11 protein-coding genes are annotated in these 14,668 nt (G+C 59.5%); 6 read left to right on the forward strand and 5 right to left on the reverse strand.

Going from position 1 to position 14,668, the window contains the following annotated elements:
• Positions 1-45 precede the first annotated feature (45 nt).
• The 6 genes from BTH42_RS32045 to BTH42_RS36220 all read left to right on the forward strand — a co-directional run bounded on the left by BTH42_RS32045 (position 46) and on the right by BTH42_RS36220 (position 5,224).
• Positions 46-2,520, forward strand: a complete 2,475-nt coding sequence (locus tag BTH42_RS32045) for a type VI secretion system Vgr family protein (protein ID WP_256702475.1) — start codon at positions 46-48, stop codon at positions 2,518-2,520.
• Positions 2,521-2,630: 110 nt separating this feature from the next.
• The gene (locus tag BTH42_RS35180; RefSeq protein WP_075305198.1) at positions 2,631-3,020 is read left to right on the forward strand and encodes a hypothetical protein; all 390 of its coding nucleotides are present in this window, start codon (positions 2,631-2,633) and stop codon (positions 3,018-3,020) included.
• Entirely contained in the window at positions 3,017-3,520 is a 504-nt protein-coding gene (locus tag BTH42_RS32055) for a DUF4123 domain-containing protein (protein ID WP_178392281.1), read from the forward strand. Before BTH42_RS35180 ends, BTH42_RS32055 begins: the two co-directional genes overlap by 4 nt.
• On the forward strand, positions 3,507-3,851 hold the full coding sequence (locus BTH42_RS32060) for a hypothetical protein (RefSeq protein WP_075305199.1): 345 nt from the start codon (positions 3,507-3,509) through the stop codon (positions 3,849-3,851). The genes BTH42_RS32055 and BTH42_RS32060 overlap by 14 nt, the downstream gene beginning before the upstream one ends.
• A complete protein-coding gene (locus BTH42_RS32065) occupies positions 3,852-4,523 on the forward strand; it encodes a Tox-REase-5 domain-containing protein (protein WP_075305200.1) in 672 nt (223 codons plus the stop codon). It begins immediately after the preceding gene.
• Complete coding sequence (locus tag BTH42_RS36220) at positions 4,520-5,224, forward strand: immunity 52 family protein (protein WP_256702476.1); 705 nt, start codon at positions 4,520-4,522, stop codon at positions 5,222-5,224. The genes BTH42_RS32065 and BTH42_RS36220 overlap by 4 nt, the downstream gene beginning before the upstream one ends.
• 73 nt (positions 5,225-5,297) lie before the next feature.
• On the opposite strand, the gene BTH42_RS32075 is transcribed toward BTH42_RS36220, so the two are convergent.
• From BTH42_RS32075 to BTH42_RS32095, 5 genes are all read right to left on the reverse strand, one after another.
• Positions 5,298-5,783 (reverse strand): hypothetical protein, encoded by a 486-nt coding sequence (locus tag BTH42_RS32075; RefSeq protein ID WP_075305201.1) that lies wholly within the window; start codon positions 5,781-5,783, stop codon positions 5,298-5,300.
• 268 nt (positions 5,784-6,051) lie between these two features.
• Positions 6,052-7,134, reverse strand: coding sequence for a helix-turn-helix transcriptional regulator (locus tag BTH42_RS32080; protein WP_075305202.1), 1,083 nt, complete (start codon positions 7,132-7,134; stop codon positions 6,052-6,054).
• Positions 7,135-7,176: 42 nt separating this feature from the next.
• On the reverse strand, positions 7,177-7,458 hold the full coding sequence (locus tag BTH42_RS32085; RefSeq protein WP_075305203.1) for a helix-turn-helix domain-containing protein: 282 nt from the start codon (positions 7,456-7,458) through the stop codon (positions 7,177-7,179).
• 171 nt (positions 7,459-7,629) lie between these two features.
• Complete coding sequence (locus BTH42_RS32090) at positions 7,630-8,862, reverse strand: tyrosine-type recombinase/integrase (RefSeq protein ID WP_075305204.1); 1,233 nt, start codon at positions 8,860-8,862, stop codon at positions 7,630-7,632.
• A gap of 279 nt (positions 8,863-9,141) precedes the next feature.
• Positions 9,142-14,442 carry an autotransporter outer membrane beta-barrel domain-containing protein gene (locus BTH42_RS32095; RefSeq protein WP_075305205.1) on the reverse strand — a complete coding sequence of 1,767 codons (5,301 nt, stop codon included), beginning with the start codon at positions 14,440-14,442 and terminating at the stop codon, positions 9,142-9,144.
• Positions 14,443-14,668: the final 226 nt, after the last annotated feature.

The following is a 14,668-nucleotide window of genomic DNA, read 5'->3' on the forward strand; positions in this document are numbered from 1 at the left end:
AAGGCGCGATTTGTCGCGCCTTTTTCGCGCAGACATGCGTCGTGAATGGATCGCTTCGCGCCTCTGTCAATGTTTGTTAATTTCCGGCTATCTCGATTTGATTTCGTTGACGTGCCGAAATTTAAATGGTCATGTAATGGGTTTCGCAGCGAACGCTGCGTCGCTAATCTTTTCGGGGAGCACGAAGTGGCAGAATTTGACCCGATACGCGAGAGCGTCACAGGACGCCAGGCGTATTTTCTGGATGTGCCAGGCACTAGCAGCGCAGCAGCGTTATCGGTTGTGTCGTTCAAGGCAACCGAAAAGATGGGCGCACCGTCCGAAGTGGTTATCGAAGTAACGCACCCCGAGCAGCTTTCACGCGCAGATTATCTGAACCTTGACGCGACGTTCAGCATCATGTCCGACGATGGCAAGCCACGAAAATTCAGCGGCTTCATCGAGCGCTTTTCCACGATTCAAACGACGCACGATTACGTAAAGTATGAAATCGTGTTGAAGTCGCATTTCGGGCGGCTCGCGGCAGTCACCCGAAACAAGGTTTTCCAGCACGCCTCAACGCCGGACATTCTTGCGGCAATCCTGCGTGCTCATGGAATGCGTGAGCATCAATTCAGTTTTCGGCTGCGCCACCAGTATGTGACGCATGATTTTCGCATGCAACACGGCATGACCGATTCAGCGTATGCCCATATGCTCCAGGAGAAGGCGGGCATTTACAGCTATATCCAGGAAACGGAATACGGCGACCAGGTGGTCTTTGGCGACGACCTGGATCATTACCTTTACGACGAGCCGCAACGGATCGTGCCATACCGCGAAGCGGCAGGACTCGAAGCGGGCGGCGTTGAGGCGGTCACGTCGATCAAGACCCATACCGTGACCGTGCCTCAGTCGTTCATGGTGTCGGATTACAACCCGGCAAAATCGTGGGAGCGTCTGAAAGATGAAGCCAACGTGGCACCCGGCGATTCCACGACTTACGGCCAGTCCTATGTGTACGGGACTCACCACCTTGACCAGGCGGGCGCGAAATGGGAAGCGCAGCTTCGCCACGAAGCGGCGATTGCTTGGCAGGTAGTCTTTGAAGGCGAGAGCAATGTTCTGGCTTTGCAGCCGGGCTATGTACTGGAAACGGATATTGTCTTGCCCGATGCGCCGAAAGGCCAGTTGATTATCGAGGTCACGCATACCGGTGCTCGCGATTCATCCTATACGAACAGCTACAAGGCGATTCCCGCCGACCGCCGTTTCCGTCTGAAGCTTGAGCCTGAGAATTGGGCCAGGGTGACCGGCACGCTTTCAGCCCGCGTCACAAGCCCGGACTCCTATTCATACGCGTACATCACGAAAGACGGCCATTACTGCGTTCGGTTCGATGCGGATTTCGAAACATGGCCTAACGGTGGCGAAAGTGTACCGCTACGCCTGGCAAAACCGTTCGCGGGCAAGCTGCAAACCGGCATGCACTTTCCGGCACTGGACGATGCCGAAGCCGTGATTACGTGTAGAGATGGCGATCCCGACAAGCCCGAAATCAGCGCTTTCCACCACCATAGCCAGGCGCGCGACCTGGTAACGAATGACCGGCGCTGGCTCTCGCGCAACATGATCCGCACGCAGAAGAACAACAAGCTGCGCATGGAGGACTGGACGGGCCAGGAAGGCATCAAGCTCAGCACGGACCATTCGGGCAAGTCGCAACTGAACCTCGGTTATCAGGTTAATAACAAGCTCGAATACCGGGGCGAAGGTTTCGAGCTTCGCACGTCCGGTTACGGCGTGAACCGCGCGGGCAAGGGCATGATGCTCACGGCCTACGACCGCCCTGGCGCGACCGGCCAGCAACTGGACATGCAGGAGACCATCGCGCAGCTTGAGAGCGCTCTGGCGACCGCGAAGGCGCTCGCCGCGTCGGCCAGCAGCGCGAAAGCGGAACCCGCCGACACCGACGCCCAGCAGCAAGTCAAGGACGACCTGGATGGCCTGGAGAAGCCCGGGCTGCTGATGAGCACTCCGGCGTCGGCGGCTGTTGTGGCTGGCGGTGGCATGCAGTTTTCGGCGCAGGAAAGTATCAACGCGGTAGCCGGAAAGAACGCCGACTGGAGCGTGCTGAAACGCTTCACGGTCGCGGCTGGAGAAAAGGTTTCGCTGTTCGCACAGAAACTTGGCGTGAAGATTTTTGCGGCCAAAGGCCCCGTCGAGATTCAGGCGCAAGGCGATGGAATGTCATTGATTGCGGACAAGGATGTGAACGTTGCCAGCGTCAACGGCAAGGTCAAAGTGTCGGCGGCGAAGGAAATCATCCTGGAGTGCGGCGGCGCGTTCGTGCAAATCAAGGACGGCAGCATTACCCTCGGCGGCCCCGGCGATCTGTTCCTCAAGACCATTACCGTCCAGAAAAAGGGCAAGGCATCCATGTACGGCGTGACACCGTGGTCGGTCTTGCCTCAACCGAATATCTGTCTCGAATGCATGATCCACGCCGCCGAAAACGGCACGATGGCGCTGGAGCGCTAAACACTTCCGCCTCTACCCCGGCGCGTACCGTCGCGCTTTTTTTGTACAGGAAGGCTTATAGATGGCACTACATCGAAGAGCGTTGCAGTCCCGCGAGACAGGGAGCGCGCATGAGTGACACAGGGAACACGATAGGACGCCTCGTTGGCATACCGGCGATTGCCAATACGCCCATGTGGGCGGCCAATCCGCCCGTCGTTGCGGAAACGCCTGAAGAAGCGGCGTGGCTGGCGAAACTGCACGCCGGGCGCAATGGATCGGTGACCGTTCCCGAAGTCGGTGCGGTCTTTAACGAAGCGAATGCGCTGGTCTATGCCGTCGATACAGATACGGCCGAACTCCAGGGCTGGCAGGAAGCAATGCCACTCACTGTACGCACGGCGAAGTCCTGGCAAGGTGAGGACGGCGCGAAGGTCCTGGGTAAGGGCGACCCCGCCATCTGCATTGAATGTCTTGTTCACGCCGCTTCGAACGGTGTCATTACCCTGGAGCGTTCGTGATTCCCGGCTCAGTAAATGAACAACTTCGGCATTATCGGAAACGTCACTACAGCGGCCGCGTACTGGCGCTGGTCGATGGACTCCAGTATGACCAGCAAACCGGGCAGCAACTTGCGCCCGAAGATGACATGGTGATCTCACTGTTCGCGGGCACGAAAGACATTGCGCTCGCGCACGCGGGGCCGTGGCTGATCGACCCGAAGATGGCACGGGACCGTGTTGCGGACTTGGGCGAACTCGAACTGGCACGCCCTGGCGTGATCTGGCTGATTACCTCTGATAGCCTGGAAAGACAGGCCGAAAAGCTGCGGCCGCACCTGAATACCAGGCTGCCAGCCGGGCGGTCTGCGCTGCTGCGCTTCTGGGACCCCAGGGTGTTACATGCACTCAACGCGGTTTGCCAGAACAAGACCGCGCGCGAGCTTTTCAGGACCGCCGAAGCATGGCAATACCTCAACGAAGGACAACGGTTCACCATCAACGACAATGCAACTCACTGACGAGCAATGGGCGCTACTGAAAGTCCATGAAGATCACAACTACGTGGCCGTGATACGCGGCGACATCGTGCGTGATTATCCCGTATTGGCTAACGATCCAACCTTGCGCGACCGGCTGAATGCGGCCTACGCGCGGACGAAGGAACTTGAATTTGTTCACGAGCGGCAGATCGTTCAATTTCTCTATCTTGAGGCGATTTCGCCGGGGTTTTATAGGAAGCCTGGCGTAGCAGCATGGCTGGAGAAGAAAGGAATGCCGTCCGAACAGCGTTTCGACATGATGATGGACGTAGCGCGCGCCAAGTTACGCGAAAGAATGGAGAACAAGTAAATGGCAGTGTTGGCAATACCGCTCCTCGAAGGGGCGGGCGAAGCGATAGCAGCCGCATGGTCGGCGTTCGTTTCGTCGGGTGCAGCAACGGCGACGGCTGGTGGTGCAGCCACGGCGGCGGTTCTGGCGTTGCCGGGAGACACGGCAAAGGATAGAGACAAGGCAAAAGCGGAGGCACAGCCTATCGCGCGCACGCGGGAACAGCGCTGCAAGTGTCCGGCTGAAAAAGGTACTAAAGCGCCTGTGCCATATGAAATGTCTGAGCTTTCAGCAAGGTACCAGTACTACATAACCGGGTTTACTCCAGGATGGGAATGGAAGTTCAGTAACAAGGATTTCGACGGTTTTGAAAAGGCGAAGTGTTTGTTGCAGGAAGCTAAAGCCAACTATGACTTTTTCTTTGATAACAAGGGAAAGCCGAAATTTTTCTTCTTCTATGGGAAAGGACCTAAAAATCCAGGAGAGGCGAAATCAAAGCCCGCGTATGACAGCATAATGAGTCAGGCCAGAGAGCAGAGCAATGTCGTCATTGCCAATCCACCAACTAGTTTGCGGTGGTATTTTATGCAGAAGAATTTCTTTCAATGGGCCACCGTAGAGTTCGGAAGCAACGGGTTTCCGATAACCACTGAACACAAAGAGATGCTGATAAAGGAAGGCGCCGGATCATGAACAGTCACGATGTTCTCGACATTGAATTGAGGCTTACATTCCGCCTTAACCAATCTGCTTTGCCGTCTCCCTCTCAGCAAGGCGACGACGTTTGGAGATTTGCTCAAAGAGCAGAGCATGTCGGTTTTGACCTGAATCAATGGTTTGTTATGGGGGACCCAGATGTCCCGGCATTCAACATCGCGGGACCATCCGATGCGCTTATTGAAACAGCATCCGGCGAGCCAGGCGCATCTTCGAGTAGTACTCATGTTTGGAACGGGCTTGAAGGAACAGGCGGTGCAGGCTTCGGAGCAACCTACGAGTTAAAATGGTTGTCAAAATTTGATTTCAGAGCAGAAGGCTTCGATTGCTTACGCTCTTACGAGCGCGTCGCCGAGCTTGTTGTTGGAGCATTAGAAATCTGGCCCGGCGCGGTGGTGCAAGTCGGTCCTTACGCATACTCCGCCACGAAGGTTTTCCCCGACCGCCCTGGCGTCGGCTGGATGCTCTACCTGCCGCACACGCTCACCCCCGCACAAGTGCCGGAAGCCCGCGCCCTGATTCCTGTCATGCGCGACGATAAACAGCAAGGCACGATCATTGTTAGCGTGACGGACGAAGTGTTCGACGTGAACAACCGCGATCACCTCAAGGTGGCAAACGATATCGAAATCCGATTGGCAGACCAGGACCTGTTGCCGCGATTCGTTGATCTCTGAGTTCGGCTCGCTGCCCTGTTTCAACAGGGTTTCTTCATGTGAAAAGGCCCGCTCCACGCGGGCCTTTTCAGTGTTATACCTGCCTCCAGTGATTGACACGTTGAAGCGTCGCGTTACGACGCCACCTGTTCCGTTCTACCGCGATCTTCTTCAGCAGCCGTGATACGTCCTCGCGCTTATTCACTTTATCCGCCTGTTGCATAGCGGCCTGATATTCTTCAGGCGTCGGCTCGACACCATCGCAGCACCTGTTTACTACTACCGTAAGCGCATCCATCGACGGCCCGGCATAGCGCTCGCGCAACGCGACCAACGCGTCGGGCGTAAGGCGAGTCAGGTCGTCGTTCTGCAAGGTAGCTGCGCTAATCTTCAGCACTGGCTCCAGCCATACAAGCAACTCTGACGTATGCTGCTTTCTCACTTCGAGCGAACGAAGGTTGTCATAGCATCGCTTCCTATCGTTGTTGTCCAGGGTGGCGGGCGCGAAACGATACGTGAATTCCGTTCGCTCCCATCCCATGTACTCGCGCACGTGAGTGACATTAGCTCCTAGATTCATTTCTGCTGCCTCCTAAATGGACTCACAAAAAAAAACCCGCACCTGAGTGCGGGCTCTGAACACCTGGCGCAGTCCGGAGGATCGGGCCGCGCCGGTACAACGCGGTTCTATCCATCCGGGCACGCGATGGGCGTACGAATGCCTTTCGCACCTGTGAATATCTTTTTCATTGCGAGTCCAAACTGATTAATGGAAGGCGCAACTGATTTTTCAGTGTTGCCTTTCCTTCTCGTTCGTCTGTTCAGGTTCATGTTTTTTCTCCAGCCGCCTATAGGCGAGCGCTTCGGGCGTTGAGGTTGTCGGTCTTACCCTGCCGACCGTGCGCGCTCGGCGTGGGTTCAGCCTGAGAGGAAACGGTCTCGACTACCAGACTCTTAGGGCATAGCAACTGCATCGGGTTGCAGGAAAGAACCATTGCGAGGCTTTTGCGGGTACGGTCCCGCAACACGGGCAATGCTTCCATATCCTTGAATGCTTTCGGTGTGCAGCCGAAGGCCTTAGCGCACTGGTCTATGGTCATATGTCGGTACAGCCGCCACGCGACAACTGGAGATTTGCCTTGGATCAGGTACGCCATGACGGCATCAGGGTAACGGGTGTCGTCCGGGGCATATTCCATCGCACGCGCCTTTCGCGTGCGAATGGACTGAACAGGTGTTGTTTCGGAACCGGGCTTTGGAGTTAGCTGCGCGACCGTGCAGTCGTAGATATCTGCACATCGCTTCAGCGTATCTATGTTTGGCACGTTGTAGCCGTGCTCGTGCCAGAGGATCGTGTCCCGCGAGAGTCCCGCCAGTTCGGCCGCTTCGCCAGGTGAAAGCTCTCGATAGAGACGCCATGCGCGCAACATATAAGTTCCTTGCTCGATCAGCCTCGCCACCTCCTCGGGAACTGGCTCCGAAAACACGCGCGGAAAGAAAACCTGCTGTTTCGGGCGACGGGGGCGTTTCAGGGAGTCCGGTTCCTGCGGCGGTGCGGACGGGCCGGTGGGCGTTGCGCCCGGCGACGATGGGAATTCCACGGCTCGCAAGGCCTCCTGCATTATCCGTTCTTCGGGCGTCAGAAAAAGGCGTTCGGCCCGTTCCCGTTTAGTTTGTGGCGCGGGAGGTTTAATTGGGGACGGCTCGTCGCCGATGGATGCGGGACCGGGCAGGCTGGCCAGGCTGGCAAGTGAACTCCGGTATGTGCCACGCGGGGTATGTTTTTCCACTTCGGCCGTCTGCGCCCGCAGCGCGGCATTCCTGAATTCCATCAGGAGATTGAAGACCCTGATTGGCAATTCGACCGACTCGCGATTACCTTCGTGATCGGTAGTAAAACGGCACCCGGATAAATCAAAGCCGTAATTCATTTGTAACCTCGAACGTCGAAGCGGCCTGACTGCCCGCATATATCACTGATTCGGCTCTGCCGAGTGAACAAGCATCCGCATCCGGTTTTCCCAATCGCGGGCGTCACCTGTCGTAATCATGACTTTCCGGCCTAACCGCATTTCGTGCGGGCCTTTGCCCGCGTGGCGTAGCCGGTAATAGAAAGACCGGCTGAGGTGATAAGCGTCGCAGAACTCGTCAATCGTGAATGCGCGTCGCAAATCTGTGTCAGCGACCGCTGGCGATGCGTCGGTAAGCGCGCCCGATGTCACACCGGAAACTGACGGGCTGGTCTCCTGTTGCATGGCATTGCTCCTTGTCGGGGCAAGTAGGCCCCTAAAAAGTATTTATAAATGCCAGTACATGCCTGTGGATAAGTGCTTTTTTTTATTGCAATCCTGCCGGTGATTAGTTAGTTAGATGAAAAAAAAGCACACGTTTCTAAGCGTGTGCTCCATGCGGTAAGCTGAGACGAGTTACGCGGCGAGCCGTACCGACGCGCTGGTCGGGCGTTCCAGCAGGCGGACGGCGCGGGCGCGATGTTGCGGCGACAGATGCGCGTAGCGCAGCGTCATTTTCAGGTCGGCATGCCCCAGCAGTTCGCGGACCGTATTCAAATCTACGCCTGCCATGACCAGCCGGGATGCAAAGTGGTGGCGCATGTCGTGCCAGCGGAAGGCGTTCAGTTCCGCAGCAGCCCGGATATCCGGCCATGCCTTCAGGTCGCGCAGCGGAGCGTCGCCCGACTCGTTGGGAAACACCAAGCGGTTGACCGCGCGAGCGTGCCAGCGTTTCAGTATCGCCAGTGCTTCGGCATTCAGGGGAACGTGGCGCAGCTTGCCAGACTTCGCGTTCTCGGAACGAACGGTGACAAAGGCGTGTTGAAGGTCAACATCGCGCCATTGCAGTTTCAGAAGTTCGCCACGGCGCAGACCCGTGTGCAGGCTCACGACAATGGCGACTTCGGCCGCATCTTCATGGTCTGCGCCGTACTTCGCGCACAGCAATGCGCGGCGCGCAGCAAGGACCGCATAAAGCCGGTCCTCTTCTTCCTGGTCAAGGAAGCGCACTTTGCCATCAGGCTCAGCCTGCTTGCGTACCTTCTTCATTGGACTGACGGGGATCAGTTCCCACTCAACAGCGCGTGCGAAAAGACCCCGCAGCGCGTTCAGCTTGCGGTTCAGTGTGGACGGCTTCAATCCTGCTTTCAGTAAATCCGAACGCCAGGCTTCAATCGTCAACGCAGTGCATTCATCCAGCGCCGTGTCCAGCAGCTTAGGAAACGACATGCGGATCATCTTCGCCGTCAGAGTGGCGCGTGCCTGTGTCATCTTCGTTTGAAGATGGCACTCGTAACGCTCGTCAAGGAACGCACGGATGGTCGGCACGCCTGCGACCTTCTGAACCGCAACGCGTTGCGCCTTGCGCTCGACTAACTGAAGGGGCGAGTCGCTTTTGCGGTCAAGCAAAGCGATTTCGCGGCGGCAAAGCTCGCGTGCTTCTCCGGGCTGAAGGTCAGGCCAGCGCGCGATGTTGCGGCGGCCCTGAGTGCCGTCCGGCTTGACCCAGCGATAGGTGTAGGCAACGGTGCCCACGGGAGAAACCTTGATGCCGAAGCCGGTCAGGTCCGCGTCCTGGAACGCCTGGTATTTTCCGTTCGGTGAAATGGCGCGAATGAATGCGCGGTCGATGCGGTGACGTGTGCCCATGCTGCGATGTCCTCATATATAGATGGGGCACCGCGCCGCAAGCTGGCCTGACAGGACAAAATCAGGACAAAGCCTGCGATGTACAACGGTGCATGCCCAGGCATCAACATACACACAAGTCTTTGATTTTTAAATCAAATGGAACGTCCGCGCACACCGGTAGACAGAAAGAATCCCCCGCACAGGGGCAACACCAATAGACCGAAAGCAAAACAAGGAAAGGCCAACACCCTAAGAAAACAAAAAAAAGCGCCGGCCCGCGCCAAGGGCAAAAAGCAATCACCAACTATACCGATACCCCAAATTCCCAAACACCCCCTGCCGATACTCCCCCCCAAGATTTCGAGCATATTTCACATTGGCATAAAACTCGCCACGCTTTCCAAAACCGGCAGTCACCCCAACCCCCAATTCATACCAGGTTCGCGCCAGCCCCAACCTGAACGGCGTCCCTCCAACCACAGTCTGCCCAGGCGCAAGAAAGTCATGCAAAACATCCGCCGTAAAATAAGGCGTCGCAGCAGACGTCCGCGTCTCGTTATATAGATCAGGATTAAAAACCCGCACCCCAACCCGCCCACGCAACGCATTCATCGTCGTCCCGGAGACATCCGAAACGTTATCGCTGAACCGGTTTAGCTTCAGATACTGATACATCAACTGCGCCTGCGGCTCGACCGCGACCGCGCTACTCCCAATCTGAAACGGCTTCCCGATCTCCTGAGACAACGCAACTCCAAAACCGTGTTGCGACGCGGCGTTGCCGTTGACATCGCTATAACTGTTCTCGTAATGCGTCAATTGCGCAACGCTATCGAAATACGTGCCGTCGCCCAGATAGCGCGTCCAATACCCACCGACACTCTGCGCATGCATATTCATCGAACCCGTCGAGTTCGACAGCGACTCATTGATGCTGCGCGCCGAGTCGCTAAAGCTCGCACTCGCCGTTCCGAAAGTAACCGTCACCCCCGCGTGCGTACTCCCCTTTCCAGCCGTCTGATCGAGCGTCCAGTCCTTACCGAACTGCGCGAAAAAAGTCTTCGCATCGGCCGAGAAACGATCGTTGGCATTTGCATCGAGACTCTGTCCGCCAATGCGCCCCCACACGCCATTGCGATTCGCCGGCTGCTGCCTCTCGACGGCGACGATGTCGCCCACGCGCTCATGCATGCGACCCAGAACCTCGAAACCGTAATCGGCGTTCAACGCCGGCGTCAGCGTATAACCGACCACCCCAGGCCGGTACGCGATCGGCGCGGGCCGCGGCAGCCCGCCTTGGAACGGCGGCGACGGATCGCCGGAACCCGGCAGCAGATAAGAACGCAGATACCAGTTATCAGCGCTGCTCTGGCCACCTCGATACAACAGATATTCATAAGCACCCGACTGCACCGGCGCAGCCAGATGGAACGCGGATGCGCTCGTCGTCGCACCGTTCGCGGTAACCACGACGGGAATGCCATCGCGTGTCGTCAGTGCACCGGGACCGCCGGTATTGGTGATTTTCAGCGCGCTAGTGCCGCTCGCCGCGCCGCCGTTCACGATCAATTGATCCGTCGGCGAATCGTCCGCGCCGAGATAGGTGTTCAACGCCAGCGTGCCGCCGTTGCCGACATAGCTGGCAGTGCTTACCGTCTTGTAGCTGCTCGCCGCGGCCGGATCCCCGCTCGGCGCAACGAACGCGACGGTGCCCGCATTGACGAGATTGCTCAGCGTCGAGTTCGCGCTCACGTTCCAGTTGCTGGTCGCGTCGAGCGTCAACGCCGCCGTCGCGATGCGACCTGTCAGCGTCGTTTGGTTGGTCAGCAGCACGTTGCCGCTGCTGGTTGCATCCGAAACGATGTCGCCGGTCAGGTTCTCGCCCGCCGCGGTCATCGTCACGTTGCTGCCATTCACGAGACTCAGCAATGTGCCGTTGCCGGCGCTGACGGCCGCGCCACCCTGCACGGTCAGCGCGGCATTCGCGCCGTCCGCGAGGAAAGCGGGGCCGCTCGACGAAGCGACGCTGCCGCCTGTCACCGTCACGGCGCTGGCCGCGCCATTGGCCAACGTATCCGACATGACGATGCCCGAGGTCACCCCCGTCAGCGTCGTTCCGGTAAGGCTCAACGCGCCGCCGCTATCCGCGCGCGCGCCATTGGCCGCCGCGCTGTCGATCGATGATCCGGTAGCGACGATGCTCGCACCATTGCGCGCCACGATACCGTCGGCCCGATCACCAGCAGTCTTTACCGTGCTCGTGTCGAGCGTAACGGCCGCGCCATCGGTTGCGACTACGCCGTCGGCCGCCTGGCCCGTGCTGCTGACTCGCGCGCCCGCGAGCACCGCGCTCCCGCCGCTGCCGATCTCGACCCCGACCGCGTTATCGCCGGACGTCGCGATAGTGGCGCTGGCATTCGTTACTCGCGAGCCCGCGCCGGTCACGTACAGACCGGTCGCGTCGTCGCCCGAGGTCGTGATGGTGGTAGCCGAATCGGCCGAGATCGTTGCGCCCGCACCGGTCGACGAGATGCCGTCGCTCGCGTTGCCGGTCGTGTCGATGTGCGTACCTGTGAGCGCGATCGTCGAATTCGCGCCGAGGTTATTGATGCCGTGTCCCGAGCCGCTCACCGAGATCGAAGTCGCGCCCGCGCTCACGCCGCCACCGGTATCCGTCGCGTCGATCAGCACGCCGTCCGCGCTGCCGCCCGCGACGATACTGCCCGCCCCTGACAACGCCACCGACGCGCCCGCTCCGGTCAGATGCACCGCCGCGACGCCGTCGTCGGCCCGGATCGTGCCGCTGTTGCTCAGGGTGGCGGTTGCCCCCTGAACCAGCGCGCCCGTGCCGTTGGTGACGCGGATCGTCGCTGCATTATCGACCGTGCCCTGCGGTCCCACCACGACGCCGGTCGATCCCGCGCCGCTCAGCGTGATCGTGTTGTTGTTGATCAGCGTGCCGAGATTCTGCGCGACGAAGCCGGTGACGCCGGCAGTACTCGAAGTCACCGCGGCGTTGTTGGTGAGCTGCGTCGCGACCGCTGTACCGCTTGCCGCATTGGACAGATCGTGAGCCTGCCCGTCGACGACCCCGGCAATCGCGCCCGTCGCGTTCAGGTTGATCGTGGTGCCGGCATCGATGGTCCCGTTCGCGCCGCCTTCGTCGACGATCGCGACACCGTTCGCGCCGTTCACGTTGTAGACCGACGTACCGGTGGCCAACGTGGTGCCCGCGCCGGTCGCGACCACTCCACGCGCGCCCTGACCGTCGACGTTGCTCGTCAGCGTGCCCGCCGTCGACAAACCGCTATAGCTCGCGCCGCCCGCAACGCGGAACAGCGTCGAATCGTCTGTGCCGACCGTGAGATTCTGCGCGGCCACATTGATGCTCGAACCCGCGCCATACGCGTAGAAGCCGATCTGATTGGCGCCCGACACGAAATCCGGCACCGCGTTGGCGCTGACGTTGATCGTCGCGCCGTCGCGCGCGTGCACGCCGATCGCGCCCTCACCAGTCAGATTGACGGCGCCGTCGATCGTGGCCGTCGCATTTGCGCCCTGCGCCCACACGCCGTAGTTGCGCGTGCCTGATGCAGGATCGGCGCCGCCGGCGACGTTGATCGTGCCCGTCGATGTCGCCGCGGTAGGTGTCGAGCCGGTGCCGAGCACTTCGATGCCGATTCCGTTCACGCCATTGAGCGTAATCGTGCCCGTGTTGGTGATAGTGGCCGCGCTATTGCTCGCGAGCATCCCCACGTTGACGAACGGCACGTTCATCGCGCCATTGATCGCGATGTTGCCGCTATTGTTCAGGACCCCTGAAGTGGAATCCACACTCGCCATCGCGGTTGCATTCTGCGTCAGCGTACCGATCGTGATGTTGCCGAGATTGCTCGCGTTGCCGCTACTGCCGAGCACGATCCCGTAGGTGTGCGCGGACAACTCGACATCGGCGACGGCTTCGGGCGCCGACGCGTCGTATTGGGCCGCGCGGCCGAGATAGATCGTGCCGTCCGCCAGATTCGTGAAACTGCCGCCGTCAACGAGGCCGCCGACCACCGCGCTTTCGAACTTCGTCGGATTGACGCCGACGTTGATGATGCCGGCGTTGGAAGCGACCGCATTGTCCGACACCGCGACCGCATAGTTCAGTTGCGACGTGTTCGCGCTGCTGTAGGTCCACGCCGCGACGTTCATGATGCCGTTGTTGACGAAGCTCGTGCCGGCGCCGCTGGCATCGACCGCGTAGCCTTCCGCATAGTTGTTCAGGCCGAAGTTGTCGGGCAGCGTCGCGGTGCCGGTGTTGAAGTTGCCGCCGGACGCATAACCGGCCGAGATCACGCCGTTGTTGACGCCCTGAGCGCCGCTTTGCAGAGCGACGAGCGTCGCGGTGCCGGACAGCTGTCCGTCGTTCACGAACTTTGCACCGTTTTCCGCGAGGGCCGCATAGACCTGGCCGCCCGTGTCGAGCTCGCCGCCTGCCGCGACGTGCAGCAGCGCATTCTGGCCCGTACCGCGCATCACCGCCACGGTCCCGACCGGAAGATTGCCCGTATCGCCCGGCGTCAGATTGTTTGCGTATTGGACCGTTTGAGTGGAAAACGCGACGGCCTGATTGAACGCCGAGTCATACGCCGACGGCGAATTCAATGCGCCGCTCTGCAGCGATTGCACGAGGAAGTCGTTGTACGTGGCCAGCGATGCGGCATCGGTGACGGTCCACGCGCTGCCGTCGAATGCCTGGAAGGTCCCGGCATAAACCGGCACCTGCATCGTGAAGTCGTTAGTCGTACTGTTCGGTGCGAGCGCGGTGAAAACGATCTGATTGCGCGAGTCCCAGTTGATTACCGACGATGCCGCGCCGGTGCCGTCGGCATAGACGAGGCTCGACTGCTTGGCGGCCATCACGATGCTGTTGCCGGCGGCCGACGGCGCGTTCGCCGGATCGCCAACGTTGACGTCGAGCGTGCCGCCGGTGCTCGCGACCGTCCCGATACGGGTGTCGACGTACTGATCGCCATTGACGTCCTGGAACACCGGCACGGACGACGAGCTCCAGTTCGAAGTAGCGAAGTTGTTCGAGTTGTAGGTCGCGATCGTGGTGTTGGCGCCGGTGATCGGATCGGAGGTGGAAACGCTCTGCGTCCGCCCGCCCAGTATGAGGTTCTGTTGATTGGGGTCGCCCGACACGATGGTCGTGCTGCCGAGCGGCACTCTGGAATAACCGCTCTGGCCTCCGGAACCGGTCCACGCGCCGGAGACGGTCGCCGCGTCGCCGCCGGACACAGCGACCGCGCCGGCCTGATTGCTGTTCGTCGCGGGGCTGAAGCTGCTGAGCGCGCAGGTGCCGCCTGAGGTGACGGTCGAGCCGTCGCCGCAGTTCGATGCGTAGGCGGTTGCCGCCGGCAGGGTCGTCACGCTGAATCCTAGTGCGATCGCGATGCGCCGCAGCGATCGCAGCGGCGCGCGGTACTCACCGCCGCTGCCACGGCCTGCAACCGCGCTGCCGGTGCGCTTGCCGCGCTGTTTCGTTGTTTCCGCCACGGCAACCCAACTGCCGAGCGCCTCACTCCATATCGAACAAAATGCTTTATTCATGGCCGCCAATTTCCCCGTTCAGTACATGGTCGCTCACTCATGACCGTATTGGAGCCAGGGCGGGATTTTCCTGCCTCTCGAATATTTCCAACGTCAACCATGAGGTCCGGACATCGCAAGACGAATGTCTGCCTTTAATTTACTAAATGAAAGGCGCCAATCACGGCCACCGGATTTAAATATGGTTAATTTTTTATTATATTGAGTTAAATTGGAAAATCTCTAA

Source organism: Burkholderia sp. SRS-W-2-2016 (genome assembly GCF_001931485.1).
Lineage (GTDB): Bacteria > Pseudomonadota > Gammaproteobacteria > Burkholderiales > Burkholderiaceae > Paraburkholderia.

Coding starts and splice junctions, on each gene's coding strand:
- BTH42_RS32075 (WP_075305201.1), bottom strand. CDS start 5,783: ATGAATCTAGGAGCTAATGTCACTCACGTGCGCGAGTACATGGGATGG.
- BTH42_RS32085 (WP_075305203.1), bottom strand. CDS start 7,458: ATGCAACAGGAGACCAGCCCGTCAGTTTCCGGTGTGACATCGGGCGCG.
- BTH42_RS35180 (WP_075305198.1), top strand. CDS start 2,631: ATGAGTGACACAGGGAACACGATAGGACGCCTCGTTGGCATACCGGCG.
- BTH42_RS32080 (WP_075305202.1), bottom strand. CDS start 7,134: ATGAATTACGGCTTTGATTTATCCGGGTGCCGTTTTACTACCGATCAC.
- BTH42_RS32095 (WP_075305205.1), bottom strand. CDS start 14,442: ATGAATAAAGCATTTTGTTCGATATGGAGTGAGGCGCTCGGCAGTTGG.
- BTH42_RS32060 (WP_075305199.1), top strand. CDS start 3,507: ATGCAACTCACTGACGAGCAATGGGCGCTACTGAAAGTCCATGAAGAT.
- BTH42_RS32065 (WP_075305200.1), top strand. CDS start 3,852: ATGGCAGTGTTGGCAATACCGCTCCTCGAAGGGGCGGGCGAAGCGATA.
- BTH42_RS32045 (WP_256702475.1), top strand. CDS start 46: ATGGATCGCTTCGCGCCTCTGTCAATGTTTGTTAATTTCCGGCTATCT.
- BTH42_RS36220 (WP_256702476.1), top strand. CDS start 4,520: ATGAACAGTCACGATGTTCTCGACATTGAATTGAGGCTTACATTCCGC.
- BTH42_RS32090 (WP_075305204.1), bottom strand. CDS start 8,862: ATGGGCACACGTCACCGCATCGACCGCGCATTCATTCGCGCCATTTCA.